The following is a 19,001-nucleotide window of genomic DNA, read 5'->3' as shown; positions in this document are numbered from 1 at the left end:
CGCCATACTCTTGAAACCTGACCGGGTTGGTCAGGTTTAGAGCAACGGCGAGCACGGGCCATGTCGACGATCCTCTTCCTCCACGCACACCCCGACGACGAGGCGATCTTCACCGGCGGCACGATCGCGCTCCTCGCCGAGCGTGGGCACCGCGTGGTCGTCGTGTTCGCGACCTCGGGCGAGCTCGGCCTCGGCGCCGGGGAGGGCCTGGGCGACGTGCGGCGCGCCGAGGCCCGCGCCGCGTGCGAGCACCTGGGCGTCGCCAGCACGGTGTTCCTCGACCACCGCGACTCGGGCGGCTCGCCCGCCGCCGACGGCCGGTCGGAGGACGCCTTCGCGGCGGCCCGGGCCGACCACGTCGCCGCACAGGTGGCGGCGCTCATCGAGGTCGAGGAGGCGGACGCGCTCGTGACCTACGACGCCGAGGGCGTCTACGGGCACCCCGACCACGTGCAGGCGCACCGGGTCGGCCGGCTGGCGGCCGCCATGGCCGACCTGCCGACCTGGTACGAGGTCACGGTCGACCGCGAGCACCTCCACTTCGTCGACACGCACGTGGCCGCGGTGGCGGGGGCGTCCATCAGCCCGTCCCGGGCCGTCGGGATGCCGACCGTCGAGATCTCGACCACCGTCGACGTGTCGGCGGTGCTGGTGCCGAAGCTGCGGGCGATCGCCGAGCACCGCAGCCAGGTCGGCCCGGACCCCACGTTCGGGTCCGGCGACCACTTCGACGACGTGTACGGCCTGGAGTGGTACGTGCGGCACGGCCGACGCGGCGCCATCGACGACCTGGCCCTCGACACGACGGGCGGCCGACCGCTGGAGGTGGCGCCGTGAGCGCGACGTCCGCGCTCGCCCCCGCCGCGCTGTCGCCCGAGGAGCGCGACGCGATGGCGCTCGCCCTCGCCGCAGGCTTCACGTCGACGGTGGCGTCGCTGCCCCCGGCCGACGGGCGGCGCTGGTGGAAGGTGCTGGCGACCGACGCGTTCGACGCCTGGCTGATCGACTGGCCGACCGAGACGTCCGTCGACCCCCACGACCACGGCGGCTCGGCGGCGTCGATCAGCGTGGTGCGCGGTGCGCTGCGCGAGGTGCTGCTCGAGCCGGGTGGCACCTCGACGAGCGTCATCGTTCCCGGCGGCGTGCACCGGGTCACCGCCGACGCAGTCCACGACATCGTCAACGACGGACCGGCGCGGGCGACGAGCGTGCACGTCTACTCACCGCCGCTGTCGACGATGGTCTTCTACGGCGACGACGGAGCGCCCGTGCGGCGCGACGACGTCGACCCCGAGCCGACGCTCTGGAGCACGTCGCTCCCCGAGCTGCCGTGACGGCGTCGAACGTCGACCGGCTGCTCGCTGCGGCCCGCGACGAGCTCGGGGTCCGCCCGACGCCCGCCGACCTCCGCGAGCTGCTCGCCGGCGGCGCCTGGGTCGTCGACATCCGCCCGATCGGGCTCCGGGAGGCCGACGGCCCGATCGGCGGTGCCGTCGTGGTCGACCGCAACCAGCTCGAGTGGCGCCTCGACCCGACCTCGCCGCACCGGCTCGACGGCTTCGACGACCCGAATCGCACGGTTGTGCTCGTGTGCGACGAGGGCTACGCGTCGAGCCTCGCCGCCGTGTCGCTGCGCCGTCTCGGCCTGCCGGGCGCGACCGACCTCGACGGCGGCTACCAGGCCCTCGCCGCGGCCGGCCTCACCGATCTGACCTGACTCCTGCCGCGACGGAACGGTCGCGACGGAGCGGTCAGGCCGGGGTGGCGGCGACGGCGGCCTGCAGCGCGTCGGCCACCTCCCGGGCGGCCGTCGCGAACTCGGGGGAGTGGCGGACATCGGCGTCGCGGGGCTCGGCCGAGAACGGCTCGGGCACGTCGAGCACGATGCGCCCGGGGCGCGGGCCCATCACGAGCACGCGGGTGCCCAGGTAGACGGCCTCGTCGACCGAGTGGGTGATGAACAGGACCGTGCGCCCGGTCTCGCGCCAGATGCGCAGCAGCTCGTCCTGCAGTCGGTCGCGCGTGATGGCGTCGAGCGCGCCGAACGGCTCGTCCATCAGGATGATGTCGGGGTCGTTGGCGAGGACCCGGGCGATCTGCGCCCGCTGCTGCATGCCCCCCGACAGCTCGTAGGGCCGGAAGTCGGCCACGTCGGCCAGTCCCACCAGCTCCAGGTGCTCAACGACGATCGCGTCGCGCTGCGCCCGCTTCAGCCGGCGCATGCGGAGCCCGAAGCCAACGTTGCCGGCCACGGTCAGCCATGGGTACAGCGTCGGTTGCTGGAACACGACGCCCCGCTCGTGGGAGGGAGCTCCCACGAGCGAGGCGCCGACCCGGATCTCCCCGTCGGTAGGGGTGGTGAACCCGGCGAGGAGGCGGAGGAGCGTCGACTTGCCGCACCCGGACGGACCGACCAGGCAGACGAACGAGCCCTGCTCGATCGTGAGGTCGATGTCGTCGAGCACGTCGACGGGCCGGCCGTCGGGACCCTGGAACCGATGGGTGACCGAACGGATGTGCACCGTCCGGTCGACCGGCTCGGCGTCGCGGGTCCCGACGGCCGACGTCACTGCTTCGCCTTGGCCGCCGCGTCGGCGAACGTCGTCACCACGGCGTCGGTGTAGGCGCTCTCGGGCTGGACCGCGTCGACCTTGCCGAGCTCCTTGTTGAACTCGGCCGAGGCGAAGAGGTTCTCGGCCAGGCCACCGCCCAGGTAGTCCGTGCCGACCTGCTCGGAGGCGTCGAGGAAGATGAGGTCGCCGAGCTGCGACTCGGCCTCGTCCTCGGAGATCGACAGCTCGGCCGCGATCGCCTTGGCCGCCGCGGCCGGATCCGACTTGATGAGCTCGACGGCCTTGTTCTGCTGCTCGGCCCACGTGGTCACGGCGTCCGGGTACTTCTCCGCGAACTCGTTCGTGACCACGGCGAGGTCGTAGGTGGTGTGGCCCTTCTCGGAGAGCTGGGCCGAGTCCACCAGCACCTTGCCGCCCTCGGACTCGAGCTTGGCCAGGTTGGGGTTCCAGACGTAGGCGCCGTCGATGTCGCCCCGGGTCCACGCCGCGTAGATCTCGTCGGGCGCGGCGTCGATGATGTTCACCGACGACGGGTCGACGCCGGCGTCGTCGAGCGCCGCCAGCAGCGAGAAGTGCGAGGTGGAGGCGAACGGCGTCGCCACGGTCTTGCCCTTCAGGTCCTCGAGCGACGTCACCTTGGACGAGCGCACGACGAGCGCCTCGGCGGCGCCGATGACGTCGTGGATCCAGGGCACCTGGTAGGGGAGCTCCTGGCTGATGCCACGGGAGACCGGGCTGGAGCCTGCCAGACCGATGTCCACCGCTCCGGCGGCGACGGCCTCGTTGACGTCGCCGCCGGAGTCGAACTTCTTCCACTCGATCTTCGTGTCGGGCAGCGCCTCCTCGAGCCAGCCCTCGTGCTTGACGACCAGGTCGCCGTTGGGGATCGCCTGGTAGGCGATCGTGATCGTCTCGGGCGCCTCGGCCGCTGCCGGCTCCGAGCCGGAACCGGACGACGACTCGTCCTTCGAGTCGTCGCCGCACGCGGCGGCGACGAGCCCGAGGGCCAGGACCGCTGCCAACGCGGCCGCGATCCGGTGTCGAATGGTGCTGCTCACTGTCTCCTCCAAGTGGGGTGGTGGGTGGTGCCGTCGGTTGCCGCCGACGGTCGGTGCGGGCCCCGGCGCCGCGTTCGTGGCGCCGGGGTCCCGCCCTTCGTCAGGCCCGGCCCTTCCAGGGCACGGCCCGTCGCTCGATCGCCCGGATGATCTGGTCGATGGCGACGGCGCAGAGGCCGATGACGATCACGCAGAGCACGGCGATGTCGGTCTGGTTGAACTTCTTCGTCGACCACGCCAGGCCCCCGATGCCGGGGATGCCGTTGACGGTCTCGGCTGCGACGATCGTGGTGAAGGCGAAACCGATCGCCAGCCGGATCCCGGTGAACAGCTCGGGCCGGACGGCCGGCACGACCAGGTGGCGGACGACCTGGAGACGGCTCGCACCCTGCGAGCGCGCCGCGTCGAACCAGTCGGAGCGGATCGACTCGGCGCCGGCGACGACGGAGAGGGAGATCGGCGCGACCGCCGCGACGAACAGCAGCCACACCTTGGACGTGTCCTCGATGCCGAACCAGATGATGAGGAGGGAGAAGTAGGCGAGCGGGGGCAGGCTGCGGACGAAGTTCAGGAACGGTTCGGTCGCGGTGCGGATGGGCCGGATCGTGGCCATGGCGAGGCCGATCGGCACGCCGATCACGATCGCTGCACCGACCCCGAGCGCCAGCCGCTTCCCGCTCGCCGCCAGGTGCTCCCAGAGGTAGTGGCCCTCGAGCCCGCGCACGCCGTCGTGGGTGGTGACCGACTCGACGAAACGCTGCCAGACCGAGCCCGGGCGGGGGACGATCAGCTCCGGCCAGATCTCCAGCGCCGTGACCGCCCACCAGGCGAGGACGATCCCGCCGACGGCGGCGACGCGGATCGCGACCCGGCGGAGGGTCGCGCCCCGGGTCCTGTCGGACCGGTCGACGGCGCGGCCCGGGTCCGACCCGGCCGGCGCCGGGTCGACGAGCTCAGGTGCGGTCGCGGTCATCCGTCGTGGGGGTCGCCGAGCGGCGGCGAGTACACATGGACGCTGACCGCCGTGCGGTCCGTCCGGTTGGCCAGCGTGTGGCGGCCGATGGCCGACAGGGTCGTGGTCACGCCGGCGGGGATCTGGCGGCGGTGGCGGGCCCCGCCGTGGACGTCGGACGCGTCCTCGGAGAGCTCGCCCGCCACGACGTGCACGACGCCCACCGAGCCGGCGTGGTCGTGCGGATCGGCCGACGACGAGGGCCCCCACGTCATCAGCCACACGTCGTAGGCGGGGGTGGCGAGCATGCGCGTGCGCTGCACCGACCGGGCCGGCTCGGCGAGGTGGGTGTCGACCACGGAGCCGAGGCCTGCGGCGATCGCCCGGAGCGACTCGTCCGACAGGGTGGTCGACCGGTCCTGCGAGGCCGGGTGCAGGGCCATGGCCGCGAGCCGCCGGTCGGCGCTCATCGGTGCCACCTGGGGCGCCGGATCGGTTCGCGGGTCTGCGTCAGGATGGCCACGTCGTTCTTCCAAGTAAATATGACCGGAATGGTCAGGTTTTACCCCACGCCCCCGTCCGGTGCAACTGCACCCACCCCCGCCCCCACGTTTCTGACGCCAGGAAGTGCGGCTGGTGACGCATGGATGACATCAGAAACTCTGGCCGGGCGCCGTCCGGCCGACGTGGACCGGTCGGCGCCCCCTAGGTTGGCCGGTCGGACGGATGGTCAGCGGGAGGTGCGGTCCGGATGGAGTTCGACCTGATGGTGGGTCCCAGCAGCTGGGGCGACGCAGCCGACCTGGCCCGGCTGGCGGAGGACGCCGGCTTCGCCGGCATGGTGTTCACCGAGACCGGCCAGACGCCGTGGATGAGCATCGCCGCAGCGGCACAGGCCGCGCCGACGCTCGAGCTCTCCACCGGCATCGCTGTCGCGTTCCCGATCAGCCCGATGGTCGCCGCGGGCATCGCGTGGGAGCTCGCCGGGAACACCGGTGGTCGGTTCCGCCTCGGGCTGGGCAGCCAGGTGCGGGCCCACGTCGAGCGTCGCTACGGCGCCGAGTTCGACCCGCCCGGTCCCCGGATGCGCGACTACCTGCTGGCCGTGAAGGACTCGCTCGCCGCCTTCCGGGGCGATCGGCCGCTCGACCACCAGGGCGACTACTACCGGCTCACGCTGCTGCCCGACCAGTGGCGGCCGCCCCGCCACGCGTTCGGCGACATCAAGGTCGACGTCTCCGCGGTCGGACCCTGGATGACCCGCATGGCGGGCGAGGTCGCCGACGGCATCCACGTCCACCCGCTCCACTCGATGCACTACCTCGAGCACCGGCTGCAGCCCGCCGTCGCGGAGGGCGCGGCGTCCGCGGGCCGCGACCCGTCCGAAATCGACCTCCTCGTGCCGGTGTTCATCGTCGCCGGTGACACGCCCGAGGAGCGCGAGTTCCTCGACCGCCGCGCCCGGATGCAGATCGGCTTCTACGGCTCGACCAAGAACTACGGCTTCCAGTTCGACGACCTCGGCTTCGACGGCACGTCGGCGGCGATGAACGACCGGCTCAAGGCCGGCGACCTCAAGGGCCTGACCGCCATCGTCACCGACGACATGCTCGAGCACTTCGCCATCGTCGGGCGCTGGGACGAGATCGCCGACCGGGTCGTCGAGCGCTACCGCAGGACCGCGGCGCGAGTCATCAGCTACATGACGCAGGAGGACGTCGCCCGGAACCCCGAGCACGTGGGCCGCTGGGCCGAGATCGCGCGGGCCGTGAACGCCGCCTGACCCTCCCTCCCATCGAACTGGCTGTCGTCCTCCCGGTCAGGACCGGGAGGACGACAGCCAGAACGGTCAGGTGGGTCGCGCGTCGGGCGGGTCGGGGAACTCGGGCGGGCGCTTGTCGACCCACGCGCGCACGCCCTCGGCGTAGTCCGGTGCGCCCATCATCTCGTCGAGCAGCGCCTCGGCCCGCTCGATCGACGTGCCCAGGTCGTCGTGCTGGTCGGCGTAGAGCTGGTGCTTGGCGGCCCGCACCGCAGCGGGCGAGACCTCGGTGGCCAGCACCCGGGCGTATTCGTGGGCGTGGGAGAGCAGCTCGTCAGCCGGCAGCACCCGGTTGATGAGCCCCATCGTCGCGGCCTCCTCGGCCAGCACCACCCGTGACGACAGGAGCAGGTCGGCGGCGTGGCCCAGCCCGACCAGGCGGGGCAGGACCCACGACAGGCCGAACTCGGCCGGGAGGCCCAGCCGCGGCGCCGACGTCGTGAGCTTGGCGCCCGCCGCCGCGAAGCGGAGGTCGCAGTAGCAGGCGAGGACCAGGCCGACGCCGGCCGCCGGCCCGTTGACCGCCGCGATCACCGGCTTCGTCAGCCCGTAGTGGAAGGCGAACGCGTGATCGAACTCCGCCCGGACCCCGTAGCCGGGCTCGGCGAGCGGCTCTCTGACGCCGTCGTCGTACCGGCCGGCCTCGGCGTGCTGCTCCAGTGCGCCGGTGTCGGCGCCGGCGCAGAACCCCCGACCCTCGCCGGTGACGACGATGGCCCGGACGCCGGGGTCCGCCTCGGCCTCGGCGATGCGGCGCCGGTACTCGGTGTGCATCCGCCCGGTCCAGGCGTTGAGCCGGTGCGGACGGTCGAGGGTCACGGTGGCGACCCGGTCGGCGACCTCGTAGCGGACGGTCGGGCGAGGGGTCTCGGTGGCCATGCCGCGAGCTTCCCAGTGCCGGGCCGCCGGCTCCAGCGGGACGGTCGACGCCACGCCACCGGTGGGCTGCGACGGACCGTGTGGTGCGCGAGGAGGGACTTGAACCCTCACGTCCTTGCGGACACAGGAACCTGAATCCTGCGCGTCTGCCAATTCCGCCACTCGCGCGAGTGAGCGACGCACTGTAGCGCGCCCCCCGTGCGCCCTCCCAAGGCGTTCGGCGCCCCGGAAGGGCCGACCGCTGGGCCCGGGAGCGCGCGAGCGGGAAGGGTCAGGCGCCCGGCACGACCTCGTTGACGACCTCGTAGGCCTCGACGTCGGCGCCGCCGTCGCCGCCACCGGGGCCGTGGCCGTGGGCGGCCTTGAAGGCGTCGGAGTTCAGCCAACCGACGAAGGACTCCTTCGAGTCGAACACCATCTGCGCCACGTACGGATCCTCGTCGCGGGTCGGGCGCAGGAGCGTGGAGCGGACGAGGCCGGGGACAGCGCCGAGCGTCCCGTCCATCGAGCCCGCGAAGTGCTGCTCGAACATCTCGGCCCGCTCGGGGCCGACGTCGATGCGGTTCATGACGACGTACATGGTGCTGGGACTCCCTCGCCGGTGCGGCGGTCGGTGGCTGCGATCGGAGGTGACCGTACCGGCGCTACCTTCCACCGATGACTGCGCCCCCGCCGGACCCCCGGCCGACGACGATCGCGGTGCTGGTCGGGCGCCCGGCCGAGCACACCGCACCGTCCGGCCGCCTCGTGCGGACTGCGTTCCGCAAGCACGTGGTCGACGGCCCGGTCGTCGTCGGCGAGACCAACCTCGACGGCGACGAGCAGGCCGACCTCCGGGTCCACGGCGGGCCCGACAAGGCGGTGCTCGCCTACTCGGCCGAGCACTCGGCGCGCTGGGCCGAGCTCGAGCCGGCCCTGGCCGAACCGGGTGCGTTCGGCGAGAACCTGCACGTCGCCGGGTTGACCGAGGCCGACGTCTGCATCGGCGACCGGTGGGCGGTGGGCTCCGCGCTGTTCGAGGTCTCCCAGCCCCGCCAGCCGTGCTGGAAGGTGGACGACCGGTGGGGCCGAGACGACCTCGTCGACCGGATCGAGTCGACGGGCCACGCCGGCTGGTACCTCCGGGTGGTCCAGGTCGGCACGGTCCGCGCCGGCGACGCCTGGGCCCTCGTCGACCGCCCGCACCCCCGCTGGACGGTGGCAGAGGCGTTCGACGTGATGCACCACCGGCGCGACGACCTGGCCGCCGCCCGGGCGCTCGATGACCTGCCGGAGCTGGCGCCGTCGTGGCGCCGCTCGCTCGCCAAGCGGGTGCTGCGGCTGTCGGCCGGCGACCTCGCCGACGAGGACCAGACCGACCGGCGTGCCGGCCCGGTGGGCTGACGCCGCGACCCGCCACCTGCGGTGTCGGGCCCGGTGCCCCGGGTGGTGGCGCCCGGCATCGCTACTGTTGTGCCGATGGCTACCCAGGGCTTCGAGGGCCGCCTCGAGCGCATGGTGGAGGGAACCTTCAGCCGCTTGTTCCGGTCGTCGGTGAAGCCGGTCGAGTTCGGGCGCAAGCTGCAGCGGGAGATGGACTCGCGCCGCTCCGTCGCCGTCGACGGACGCACGATCGTCCCGAACTGGTACCGGTTCACGGTGTCGGTCGAGGACCGCGCCCAGTTCGTCGACATCGAGGGCACGTTGCGCCGTGAGCTGGCCGATGCCGCCCGGGAGCACGCCCGCGACGAGGGCTACTCGTTCGTGGGCCCCGTCGAGATCGAGCTCGACGCCGACGAGCGCCTCCGCACCGGCGTGCTCGAGGTCGAGTCGCGCTGGGTCGAGGGCGAGGGCGGGCTGCCGCCCGGCGCGCTGATCCTCCCGACCGGGGACCGGGTCCCGCTGGGCGAGTACGTCGTGTCGGTCGGTCGCCAGGCCGACTGCACGATCGTGCTGGCGGACCCGAACGTCAGCCGGGTCCACGCCGAGGTCCGTCCCGCCGGGGACGGGTTCGTCGTCGCCGACCTCGGCTCGACCAACGGGACCAAGGTCAACGGGGTGCGCGTCGCCGAGCACGAGCTGCACGACGGCGACGAGGTCCGCTTCGGCAACACGGCCGTCCGCTTCGAGGCCTCGTAGGCTCCGCCGCCGTGCCCGAGCAGCTGCTCACCGTCCTCAAGCTCTGCCTGCTGGCGCTGCTGTACCTCTTCTTCCTGCGCGTCCTGCGGGCCGTGTGGACCGAGGTCAACCCTCCCAAGGCCGCCGCCACCCCCGCCGCGCCGGCCGCGCCCACCGGTCGGGCCCGTCGGAGCGCCGCCCGCGCCGCCGGCCGCAGCCGTCGCAAGGACGTCGTGCCGACCCGCCTCGTCGTGGTCGAGCCGCCGAACCGCCAGGGCACCGAGTACGCGCTCGGGCCCGACATGACCGTCGGGCGCGCGCAGGGCTGCAACCTCGTGTTCGACGAGCAGTACGTGTCGCAGGTCCACACCCGGATCTTCAGCCGGGACGGCTCGGTCTTCGTCGAGGACCTCGGCTCGACCAACGGCACGTGGGTCAACGGCACGCGCGCAGTCGGCCAGATGCCGGCGCGGCTCGGTGACCGGGTCCAGATCGGCAACGTCGTGATGGAGGTCCGGTGACCACTCTCACGATCGGGGCCACGTCGCTCGTCGGCCAGGTCCGCAGCGCCAACGAGGACTCGTTCCTCGCCACCGAGGACCTCGTCGCGGTCGCCGACGGCATGGGTGGTCACCGGGCCGGCGAGGTCGCGTCGGCCGACACCGTCGAGGTGCTCCGCCTGGCCGCCGGGTCGCGCTCCGTCGAGGACCTCGTCGCCGCCGTGCACCGGGCCAACCGGCGGATCAACGAGCGGGCGGCCGAGGACGACGAGCTGCGCGGCATGGGCACGACGGTGTGCGTGGTCGGGCTGGTCCGCTACGACGACGAGGAGCAGCTCGCCGTCCTGAACGTCGGCGACTCCCGGGTGTACCTGATGGCCGGCGGCGTGCTGACCCGGCTGACCGAGGACCACTCGCTCGTCGAGACGCTGCTCCGCGAGGGGAGGATCTCCGCCGAGGAGGCCGAGAACCACCCGCAGCGCAACGTGATCACCCGGGCGCTCGGCGTCGAGGCGCTGGTCGTGGTCGACGCCTGGCTGCTGCACCCCGCCGACGGCGACCGCCTGCTGCTGTGCAGCGACGGCCTCTTCGGAGAGCTCTCCGAGGAGCGGATCGCCGAGATCCTGGCCGAGCCCGACGACCCCGAGGTGGTGGCCCGGCGCCTGGCCGCGGAGGCCGACGCCGCCGGCGGTCGCGACAACATCACGACGGTCGTCATCGACGTCGCCGACACGGGGCAGCCCGCCTGCGAGGTCGACGGCCGCTACCGCCGCATCAGCACCCCGGCGGTCGACATGTCGGACCTGGACGACGACGGGCCCCGCACCGACACCGTGATGGCGGTCGTCGTGCCGCCCGAGCCGGGCGACGAGGACGACGTCGTCGACGGCGACGATCACGACGCCGAGGGCGAGGCCCCGGTGCCGCCGGCCGGCGGGGCCGTGCCGGTCCTCGACGCCGTCGCCCCGTCGGCGCCCGAACCGGTCGCCGTGGTCGAGGAGCCGCCGATCGAGGGGCCCGACGACCGTGCCGACGGTCGGGGACGGCGGTGGCGGACCACGCTGTTCGTCGTCGCGGTCGTCGTCGTGCTCGTCGTGATGGCCGGCGTGCTCGTGGTGGCGTCGAGGGCCGGGTGGGTGGTCGCCGACCAGGACGGCACGGTCGTCCTGCTGCAGGGGCCGAAGGACGGGGTGCTGTTCCTCGGGCCGGGCGAGGTCGAGCGGTTCAGCGAGCTGCGGGTGGCGGACCTGACCGACGCCGACCGCCGTCAGGTGGAGCGCGGCCGGTCCTTCGGCACCGAGGAGGAGGCGCGCGACTACATCGGCGTGCTCCACGACCGGACGACGACCACGACCACGACCACCACCACCACCACGCTGCCGACCACCACGGTCCCGGCCGCCCCGGTCGACCCCAACGCCACGCTGCCCGTCGTCCCACCGCCGGCAGGGCCGTGACCGCGACCGCCGCGGCACCGCCCACCTCGGCGGTCCAGGCGCTCGGCAAGCGCCGGCGCACCACCGAGCTCGGACTCCTCGTGCTGGCCGTGCTCATCATCCTGGGCGGCTACGCGCTGGCCAGCCTCGGCCGCAACGCCTCGCTCCCGGCCGACCTCTGGCCCTTCCTCGCCGCGCTGCTGGCCCTGCTGGTCGGCGCGCACCTCGCCAACCGCCGGCTGGCGCCCGCCGCCGACTCGCTGCTCCTGCCGATCGCCGCGCTGCTCAACGGCATCGGCTACGTCTTCATCGCCCGCCTGGACCAGGACCTCGCCGCGCTCCAGGCGTCGTGGACCGCGGCCGGCATCCTCGCCTACGTCATGACGCTGCTCGTCGTGCGCGACATCCGCTGGCTCCAGCGGTACCGCTACACCTTCGGCCTGCTCGGCGTGGCGCTGCTGATCCTGCCGCTGCTGCCGGGGATCGGCCGCAGCATCAACGGCGCCCGCATCTGGGTGTCGGTCGGGCCGGTCAGCTTCCAGCCGGGCGAGTTCGCCAAGATCGCCTTCGCGATCTTCTTCGCCGGCTACCTGGTCGAGCGGCGCGAGCTGCTCAGCGTGGCCACGTTCCGGGTCGGCCCGTTCAACACGCCGGACCCGAAGCACTTCGCCCCGATCCTCCTCGCGTGGGGGGCGTCGCTCGTCGTGCTGATCTTCCAGCGCGACCTGGGCTCCGCGCTGCTGTTCTTCCTGCTGTTCGTCATCATGCTGTGGGTCGCGACGGGGCGGGTCAGCTACCTGCTCGTCGGCATGGGCCTGTTCCTGGTCGGCGCCGTCTTCAGCTGGATGTCGTTCGACCACGTGCAGAAGCGCGTCTCGGTGTGGATCGACCCGTGGGCCGACGCCCAGGGATCCGGCTACCAGATCATCCAGGCCGCCTACGCGCTGGCGTGGGGCGGCACGTCGGGGGTCGGGCCGGGGCTCGGCATCGCCGGGCGCATCCCCTACGACGAGACCGACTTCATCTTCGCCGTGATCGGCGAGGAGCTCGGGCTGCTCGGCACGACGGCGATCCTGTGCGCCTTCCTGCTGCTGGCGGGCACTGGTCTGCGCATCGCCCGTGAGTCCCGCGACCCGTTCCCGTCCCTCCTGGCGGTGGGCCTCACGGTGCTCATCGCGTTCCAGGCGTTCATCATCATGGCCGGCGTCACCCGCCTGCTGCCGCTGACCGGCGTGACACTCCCGTTCGTGTCCTACGGCGGCAGCTCGCTCCTCGCGAACTACGTGCTGCTCGCCCTGCTCGTGCGGATCTCGGACCAGACCGCGGTGCGCGGCCCCGAGCGGGTGGTGGCGCGGTGAGCAAGCAGATCAAGGCGCTCGGCATCATCGTCCTCGTCTGCTACGTGGCGATCTTCATCAAGCTCAACCAGGTGCAGGTGCTCGAGGCCGACGCCTACAGCAACCGTCCCGACAACACCCGCCAGCTCCAGCGCGACTTCAACCAGCCCCGCGGCGACATCATCACCGCCGACGGCGTCGTCGCCGCCACCTCGGAGGAGCGCCGGGCCGCGCTCCGCTACCAGCGGGTGTACCCCGACGGCGAGCTGCTCGCCGCCGTGACCGGGTACTACTCGTTCAACCTCGGCTCCGACGGCGTGGAGCGCACCTACAACGAGGAGCTGACCGGGCGGACGGCGTCGTTGCGGCTGCACCGGCTCTCGGGGCTGTTCACCGACGAGTCCAGCGAGGGCGACGTGGTGCTGAGCGTCCGCAAGGACATCCAGGAGACGGCCCGCGACGCTCTCGGCGACCGGCCCGGATCGGTCGTCGCGATCGACCCGCGCACCGGGGCGATCCTGGCCCTCTGGTCGACGCCGACGTTCGACCCGAACCTGTTGTCGAACAACGACGCCGAGGCGGCCGCCGGCGCCAAGAAGCTGTACGAGGCGTCGCCGGCCAAGCCGCTGCTGCCGAAGTCCTACCGCGAGCGGTTCTTCCCGGGCTCGACGTTCAAGGTCGTCACCGCCACCGCCGGTCTGACCTCGGGTGCCGTGACGCCGACGTCGCCCGAGTACCCCGTCGTCACGTCGTACACGCCGCCGCTGACCTCGCGGCCGATCAGCAACTTCGACGGGAACCCGTGCGGCGGGACGCTGTTCACGATCCTGGCCAAGTCGTGCAACAGCTCGTTCGCCCAGATGGCGGCGCAGAACACCGGGCCCGACCCGATGATCGCCGCCGCCGAGGCGGCCGGGTTCAACCAGACGGTGCCGTTCGACCTGCCGAGGCCCGCCGAGTCGGTGTACCCGACCGACTTCGGCGCCGTGGTGGACACGCCCGACGGCCAGGCGCCGGTCTACGAGGACACGCCGAAGCTCGCCCAGACCGCGATCGGCCAGAACGACGTGCGGGCCACGCCGCTGCAGATGGCGCTGGTCGCAGCGGGCGCCGGCAACCGCGGGCAGATCATGGCGCCGCACGTCATGTCCGAGATCCGGGCCCGCAACGGCGACGTGGTCGAGGAGTTCAAGACGTTCCCGTGGCGCGAGTCGATGTCGCCCGAGGTGGCGCAGACGATGCGGGAGGGCATGGTCGGCGTGGTCGAGGACGGGACGGCCCGGATCATGCAGACCCCCGGCTGGGAGGTCGGCGCCAAGACCGGCACGGCGCAGCTGGGCACCACACCGCCCAAGTCGCACGGCTGGATGATCGCCTTCGCCGGACCGCCGGGGGAGCCGGCGCACGTCGCCGTCGCCGTGATCGTCGAGGGACTGCCGGGCGTGAGCGAGGCGACCGGCGGCTCGACGGCGGGGCCGGTGGCCAAGGCGGTGCTCGACAAGGCGCTCGCGGCCATCGGCTGAGCCCGGACCCGGGGCGACGTCGTGGCAGCGCGTTGAACGAGCTTCGGATGACACGTCCTCGCGGGGGCGGCACTCTACGCTGGCGCTGCCATGGCTGAGCAGGAACAGCGCGTCCTCGGCGACCGCTACGAGATCCACCAGCGGCTGGCCCGGGGCGGCATGGCCCAGGTGTACCTGGCCCGAGACCGGAGCCTTGACCGCCCCGTCGCGGTCAAGGAGCTGGTGCCCGAGTTCGCCACCGACCCCAGCTTCGTCGAGCGGTTCCGGCGCGAGGCCCAGGCCGCCGCCAACCTGTCGCACCCCAACATCGTCGGGGTCTACGACTGGGGGACCCAGGACGGCACGTACTTCATCGTCATGGAGTACGTCGACGGTCCGTCGCTGTCGCAGGTCATCCGCCGCGACGGCCCGCTGCACCCGCGCCGTGCCGCCGAGATCGCCAACGAGGTCGCCGCCGCGCTCGGCTTCGCGCACTCCCGGGGCGTCGTGCACCGCGACGTGAAGCCCGGCAACGTCCTGCTGACGGCCACCGGCCAGTCGAAGGTGACCGACTTCGGCATCGCCCGGGCGCTCTCGTCGCCCGACGACGACCTCACCCAGGCCGGCTCGGTCATGGGCACGGCCACGTACTTCTCGCCCGAGCAGGCGCAGGGACTGACGGTGGACCCCCGGTCGGACCTCTACTCGCTCGGCGTCGTGCTGTACGAGATGGTGACCGGGCGTCCGCCCTTCAGCGGCGAGACCCCGCTCGCCATCGCCTACAAGCACGTGCAGGACCAGCCGGCCCCGCCGTCGACGATCGTCCCCGATATCCCCCACGGGCTCGAGGCGATCATCATGAAGCTCCTGCAGAAGAAGCCCGACGACCGCTACCCGTCGGCCGAGGCGCTGCGGGCCGACCTGAACCGCTTCCTCGACGGCGACGTGACCTCGGCGGAGCGAGCGCTCGTCGGCGCGGCGGTCGGCGCCGGTGCGGTCGCCGCGGCCGCCACGACGGTCCAGGCCGCGGTCGGCCCCGACCCCGACGAGCCGCTCGACGCCGTCGACGACCCCGAGGAGGACCAGCCGCGGTCGCGCACGGGTGTGTTCCTGGCCGTCATCGTCGTCCTGCTCGTGATCCTCGCCGCGCTGCTGTTCTGGTTCGCGAGCAGCCTGAGCAGCGACACCGTCGAGGTGCCGGCCACGATCGGCCTCACCCGCACCGAGGCCGAGAAGCTGCTCGAGGAGCAGGGCTTCGAGGTCCAGGTCACCGAGGAGCCGAACGCGACCGTCGAGGCGGGCCGCGTGATCTCGCAGGACCCCGCCGCCCAGACCGAGGTGGACAAGGGGTCCACGGTGAAGCTGGTCGTGTCGTCGGGGGTGGAGCAGGTCGAGGTGCCCGACGTCGTCGGCCGCACCCAGCCCGAGGCCCAGTTCATCCTCACCCAGGAGGGCTTCAAGTTCACCGTGACCGAGGTGGAGAACGAGGACGCGGCGTCCGGCACGGTCCTGAGCCAGGACCCGCCGGCCGGCGAGCAGCGACAGCGGGACTCCGTGGTCAACCTCGAGGTCGCCAAGGCCCCCGGCGAGGAGACGATCCCCGACGTCGCCGGCCAGACCCTGCAGGCCGCGCAGGCCCAGCTGCAGGCCGCCGGGTTCCGCGTCGGCGGCCCGAAGCAGGAGGCGAGCGCGACGGTACCGGCGGGTCGGGTGATCTCGACCGATCCGGCCGGTGGGACCGCCGCCAAGAAGGGCGCCACAGTGACGATCACCGTCTCGACGGGCGTCGAGCAGGTGACGGTGCCGAACGTCGTCGGCCAGACCGAGACGAACGCCACCAACACGTTGCAGAGCCGCGGCTTCGACGTCGACACCAGCACGAAGGCGGTGTCTGCCGGCGACCCGAACGTGGGCCGCGTGATCAGCCAGGACCCTGCATCGGGGAACAAGGCCGACAAGGGTGCGACCGTGAAGATCGTGGTCGGGGTCGCCGCGGCCACCACGACGACCGCCTCGACGACGACCACCGCGCCCTGACATGTGCCCTCTGCAGGGCGGCGCCAAGGGGACGGTGCCCCTGGTCGTGGGGCTGTGCCTCGCCGCGCTGCTCGTCGGCCTGCTCGGCTTCAGCTCGACGCTGAACCCCCTCGACGCCCTGCTCGGGCGGGGCGCGATCGTCACCGTGCCCGACCTGTCGGGGCGGCCGCAGCCGGGCGCCGAGGCCGACGTGCGGTCGATCGGGCTCGTCCCCGAGGTGCGGACCAGCTACAGCCTGAGCGGCGCCCGCGGCACGGTGATCGGCCAGGACCCGCCGCCGGGTTCGCGGGTGCGCGAGGGGTCGAAGGTCGAGGTCGTCGTCAGCCGCGGCATCAACCGGGTCGAGATGCCCGACGCGGTCGGGAAGCCGATCGCCGAGGTGACCGCGCCGCTCGACGACGCCGGCATCGAGGTCGAGATCACCCGGGCGAACAGCGAGACCGCGCCCAAGGACGTCGTGATCTCGCAGGACCCGGGTCCCGGCGTGCTCGTCACCGGAGAGGACGTCGCCCGGTTCACGGTCTCGGACGGCCCGGCGACCCGACCGGTGCCCGACGTGAGCCGGCTGGCGCTCGAGGGCGCGTCCTTCGAGCTCGGCAAGGCCGGGTTCGCCATCGGCACGATCACCCCGGCCGACGACGCCAACGCCGTCGTCGGCTCGGTCCTCCGCACCGACCCGCCGGCGGGCACGGTCGCGGACCGGGACACGCCGGTGAACCTCGTGCAGGCCGCCGGCCCGCCGCCGGTGTCGGTGCCGAGCGTCATCGGCCAGAGCGCCGACGCCGCCGCGAGCGCGATGACCCAGCTCGGGCTGGTGCCGAACGTGATCCGCCGCGGATCGGGTGCCGGCGGCGTGACGACGCAGAACCCGGCGGCCGCCACCGTGGTCCGGCCGGGCGCGATCGTGACGCTGGAGGTCGGTGCGGGTGGCTGACGTGACCGACGATCGCACCGCCGACGACCTCGACCCGGTCGAGGCCCCCGACGCCGACGCCCGCGACACCGGCCCGGACCCCGACCCGGCGCTGGCCGAGGTCGACCCGGATGCGGTCGAGGAGGTCGAGCTCCGGCCCGCAGAGGCCCGGGCCGTGCAGCGGCGCGCCGAGCGCGGCCGTGGCGAGCGGCACGTCCGGGTCCGGGGCGGCACGCCGGTCACGTCGATCGGCGGCCCCGAGGACCTCGACGTCCGCGACCACCCCCGGGCCACGATCGTCGGCGTGGTCGCCCTCGCCGTGCTGTTCCTGATCGCCAGCTTCGCGGTCGGCACCTCGCTCCGCGACGGCGAGCGGAGCGCGACGGTCGAGCGGGTCTCGGTGCCCAAGCTCGACGGCGTCACGCTCGAGGCGGCCTCCCGCACGCTCGACGAGCTGGGCATCCTCGTCGCGGTCGAGTACCAGCCGAACGAGGCGATCCCCGAGGGCGTCGTGTTCGGCCAGCGCCCGGTCGCCGGCTCGAAGCTCGAGGTCGGCACCGAGGTCACGTTGATCGTGAGCGACGGCCCGGCCGGCCTGCGCGTGCCCGACGTGAAGGGCTTCCAGGGCGCCGAGGCCGTCAAGCTCCTGCAGGCGACGGGGTTCGCGCCGACCGTCCAACCCGCCCACGACGAGGTCGTTCGACCCGGCGAGGTGCTGCGGACCGACCCGGCGGCCGGCACGCGGGCCGGGTTCGGCACACCGATCGCCGTGATCGTCTCCGACGGGCCGGCGCCTCACGTCGTGCCGGGCGTCGTGGACCAACCGGTCGCGCAGGGCTTCGCCGCCCTCGGGCGGGCCGGCGTCGGGCTCGGCACCGTCACGACGCAGGTGGTCGCGGGCAAGCCGCCGGGCGTGATCGTCAGCACCGACCCGCCCGCCGGTGCCTCGATCCCGAGGGACTACCCGGTCAACGCCGTGGTGACCGAGGCCGCCCCGAGCCTGACCGTGCCGTCGGTCACCGGGCTCCTCCAGGCGACCGCGACCAAGGCGCTGAGCTCGAGCCAGCTCGCCGTGAGCGTGCGCAACCAGAGCGTGGCCTTCGACGACGCCCGCGCCGGCCGCGTGATCGCGCAGAGCATCCCGCCGGGCACACCGGTCAGCATCGGCACGCCGCTGCAGCTGACCGTGGCGGTGGCGGCGCCGCCGCCCACCACGACGACGGTGCCTCAGGCGCCGACGACGACCGTGCCCTGACCGGCGCCGTCGCCGTCGGCGGTGCGGCAGCGGGCGAGGAAGTTGTCGACGAGCTGGTGACCGGCGTGGGTGAGCACCGACTCGGGGTGGAACTGCACGCCCTCGACCATCAGCTCACGGTGCCGGAGGCCCATGATCAGCCCGTCGTCGGTCTCGGCGGTGATCTCGAGCACGTCGGGCAGCGTCGAGCGCTCGACGACGAGCGAGTGGTAGCGGGTGGCCTCGAGCGGGTTCGGGAGCCCCTCGAAGACGCCGACGCCGCGGTGGGCGATCTGGGACGTCTTGCCGTGCACCACGTGCGGGGCCCGCACGACGTCGCCGCCGAACACCTCGCCCATGCACTGCATGCCCAGGCACACCCCGAACACCGGCACGCGGGCGCCCCAGGTCCGGATGAGCTCGTTGGACAGGCCGGCGTCGGACGGCCGCCCAGGACCCGGGCTGATCAGGATGCCGTCGGGGTCGATCCGCTCGACGTCGTCCAACGTGATCGCGTCGTCGCGGTGCACCTCGGGCTCGGCGCCGAGCTCCCCCAGGTACTGGACGAGGTTGTAGACGAACGAGTCGTAGTTGTCGATGACGAGGATCCGCGGTCCCACGGCCCGCAGCGTACGGGTTGCCCGGATCGGTGGGACAACCG

At 73.0% G+C, this 19,001-nt stretch carries 20 protein-coding genes and 1 tRNA gene; 13 read left to right on the top strand and 8 right to left on the bottom strand.

Annotated features, from left to right (window positions below; translation table 11 throughout):
- Window positions 1-60 precede the first annotated feature (60 nt).
- From LH044_RS13030 to LH044_RS13020, 3 genes are read left to right on the top strand one after another with little or no spacing between them, the layout of a single operon-like run.
- Window positions 61-837: a PIG-L deacetylase family protein gene (locus LH044_RS13030; protein WP_227756018.1), complete on the top strand. Its 777-nt coding sequence runs from the start codon at window positions 61-63 to the stop codon at window positions 835-837.
- Window positions 834-1,334 (top strand): cupin domain-containing protein, encoded by a 501-nt coding sequence (locus LH044_RS13025; RefSeq protein WP_227756017.1) that lies wholly within the window; start codon window positions 834-836, stop codon window positions 1,332-1,334. Before LH044_RS13030 ends, LH044_RS13025 begins: the two co-directional genes overlap by 4 nt.
- Complete coding sequence (locus LH044_RS13020) at window positions 1,331-1,717, top strand: rhodanese-like domain-containing protein (RefSeq protein ID WP_227756016.1); 387 nt, start codon at window positions 1,331-1,333, stop codon at window positions 1,715-1,717. The genes LH044_RS13025 and LH044_RS13020 overlap by 4 nt, the downstream gene beginning before the upstream one ends.
- A 34-nt stretch (window positions 1,718-1,751) precedes the next feature.
- Here LH044_RS13020 and LH044_RS13015 read toward each other — a convergent pair whose 3' ends face one another.
- The 4 genes from LH044_RS13015 to LH044_RS13000 all read right to left on the bottom strand — a co-directional run bounded on the left by LH044_RS13015 (window position 1,752) and on the right by LH044_RS13000 (window position 5,053).
- Window positions 1,752-2,570: an ABC transporter ATP-binding protein gene (locus LH044_RS13015; protein WP_227756015.1), complete on the bottom strand. Its 819-nt coding sequence runs from the start codon at window positions 2,568-2,570 to the stop codon at window positions 1,752-1,754.
- Window positions 2,567-3,631: a taurine ABC transporter substrate-binding protein gene (locus LH044_RS13010; RefSeq protein ID WP_227756014.1), complete on the bottom strand. Its 1,065-nt coding sequence runs from the start codon at window positions 3,629-3,631 to the stop codon at window positions 2,567-2,569. The genes LH044_RS13015 and LH044_RS13010 overlap by 4 nt, the downstream gene beginning before the upstream one ends.
- Before the next feature lie 100 nt (window positions 3,632-3,731).
- The gene (locus LH044_RS13005; protein ID WP_227756013.1) at window positions 3,732-4,604 is read right to left on the bottom strand and encodes an ABC transporter permease; all 873 of its coding nucleotides are present in this window, start codon (window positions 4,602-4,604) and stop codon (window positions 3,732-3,734) included.
- Complete coding sequence (locus LH044_RS13000; protein ID WP_227756012.1) at window positions 4,601-5,053, bottom strand: cysteine dioxygenase; 453 nt, start codon at window positions 5,051-5,053, stop codon at window positions 4,601-4,603. Before LH044_RS13000 ends, LH044_RS13005 begins: the two co-directional genes overlap by 4 nt.
- A 281-nt stretch (window positions 5,054-5,334) precedes the next feature.
- On the opposite strand from LH044_RS13000, the gene LH044_RS12995 reads away from it, so the two are divergent.
- Complete coding sequence (locus LH044_RS12995) at window positions 5,335-6,366, top strand: TIGR03617 family F420-dependent LLM class oxidoreductase (RefSeq protein WP_227756011.1); 1,032 nt, start codon at window positions 5,335-5,337, stop codon at window positions 6,364-6,366.
- A 66-nt stretch (window positions 6,367-6,432) separates the two neighbouring features.
- Here the strand turns inward: LH044_RS12995 and LH044_RS12990 are convergent, their stop codons facing one another.
- From LH044_RS12990 to LH044_RS12980, 3 genes are all read right to left on the bottom strand, one after another.
- Window positions 6,433-7,284 (bottom strand): enoyl-CoA hydratase-related protein, encoded by an 852-nt coding sequence (locus LH044_RS12990; RefSeq protein WP_227756010.1) that lies wholly within the window; start codon window positions 7,282-7,284, stop codon window positions 6,433-6,435.
- An 81-nt stretch (window positions 7,285-7,365) separates the two neighbouring features.
- A tRNA-Leu gene (locus tag LH044_RS12985) sits at window positions 7,366-7,452 on the bottom strand.
- A gap of 103 nt (window positions 7,453-7,555) precedes the next feature.
- On the bottom strand, window positions 7,556-7,852 hold the full coding sequence (locus LH044_RS12980) for an antibiotic biosynthesis monooxygenase family protein (RefSeq protein ID WP_227756009.1): 297 nt from the start codon (window positions 7,850-7,852) through the stop codon (window positions 7,556-7,558).
- Between the two features lie 89 nt (window positions 7,853-7,941).
- On the opposite strand from LH044_RS12980, the gene LH044_RS12975 reads away from it, so the two are divergent.
- From LH044_RS12975 to LH044_RS12935, 9 genes are all read left to right on the top strand, one after another.
- Complete coding sequence (locus LH044_RS12975) at window positions 7,942-8,667, top strand: MOSC domain-containing protein (RefSeq protein ID WP_227756008.1); 726 nt, start codon at window positions 7,942-7,944, stop codon at window positions 8,665-8,667.
- Window positions 8,668-8,742: 75 nt separating this feature from the next.
- Window positions 8,743-9,402 (top strand): FHA domain-containing protein, encoded by a 660-nt coding sequence (locus tag LH044_RS12970; RefSeq protein WP_227756007.1) that lies wholly within the window; start codon window positions 8,743-8,745, stop codon window positions 9,400-9,402.
- A gap of 11 nt (window positions 9,403-9,413) precedes the next feature.
- Window positions 9,414-9,902 (top strand): FHA domain-containing protein, encoded by a 489-nt coding sequence (locus LH044_RS12965; RefSeq protein ID WP_227756006.1) that lies wholly within the window; start codon window positions 9,414-9,416, stop codon window positions 9,900-9,902.
- Window positions 9,899-11,338, top strand: a complete 1,440-nt coding sequence (locus LH044_RS12960) for a Stp1/IreP family PP2C-type Ser/Thr phosphatase (RefSeq protein ID WP_227756005.1) — start codon at window positions 9,899-9,901, stop codon at window positions 11,336-11,338. Before LH044_RS12965 ends, LH044_RS12960 begins: the two co-directional genes overlap by 4 nt.
- Window positions 11,335-12,675 carry an FtsW/RodA/SpoVE family cell cycle protein gene (locus tag LH044_RS12955; protein ID WP_227756004.1) on the top strand — a complete coding sequence of 447 codons (1,341 nt, stop codon included), beginning with the start codon at window positions 11,335-11,337 and terminating at the stop codon, window positions 12,673-12,675. The genes LH044_RS12960 and LH044_RS12955 overlap by 4 nt, the downstream gene beginning before the upstream one ends.
- A complete protein-coding gene (locus LH044_RS12950) occupies window positions 12,672-14,177 on the top strand; it encodes a peptidoglycan D,D-transpeptidase FtsI family protein (protein WP_227756003.1) in 1,506 nt (501 codons plus the stop codon). The genes LH044_RS12955 and LH044_RS12950 overlap by 4 nt, the downstream gene beginning before the upstream one ends.
- A gap of 90 nt (window positions 14,178-14,267) precedes the next feature.
- Window positions 14,268-16,193: a Stk1 family PASTA domain-containing Ser/Thr kinase gene (gene pknB, locus LH044_RS12945; RefSeq protein WP_227756002.1), complete on the top strand. Its 1,926-nt coding sequence runs from the start codon at window positions 14,268-14,270 to the stop codon at window positions 16,191-16,193.
- A 1-nt stretch (window position 16,194) separates the two neighbouring features.
- A complete protein-coding gene (locus LH044_RS12940; protein ID WP_227756001.1) occupies window positions 16,195-17,127 on the top strand; it encodes a PASTA domain-containing protein in 933 nt (310 codons plus the stop codon).
- Complete coding sequence (locus LH044_RS12935; protein ID WP_227756000.1) at window positions 17,120-18,361, top strand: Stk1 family PASTA domain-containing Ser/Thr kinase; 1,242 nt, start codon at window positions 17,120-17,122, stop codon at window positions 18,359-18,361. The genes LH044_RS12940 and LH044_RS12935 overlap by 8 nt, the downstream gene beginning before the upstream one ends.
- Here the strand turns inward: LH044_RS12935 and LH044_RS12930 are convergent.
- Complete coding sequence (locus LH044_RS12930) at window positions 18,334-18,960, bottom strand: anthranilate synthase component II (RefSeq protein WP_227755999.1); 627 nt, start codon at window positions 18,958-18,960, stop codon at window positions 18,334-18,336. The genes LH044_RS12935 and LH044_RS12930 overlap by 28 nt on opposite strands.
- Between the last annotated feature and the right edge of the window lie 41 nt (window positions 18,961-19,001).

The organism is Dermatobacter hominis, assembly GCF_020715685.1.
GTDB classification, from domain to species: Bacteria; Actinomycetota; Acidimicrobiia; order Acidimicrobiales; family Microtrichaceae; genus Dermatobacter; species Dermatobacter hominis.
This window is presented reverse-complemented; position numbering and strand designations above follow the sequence as displayed.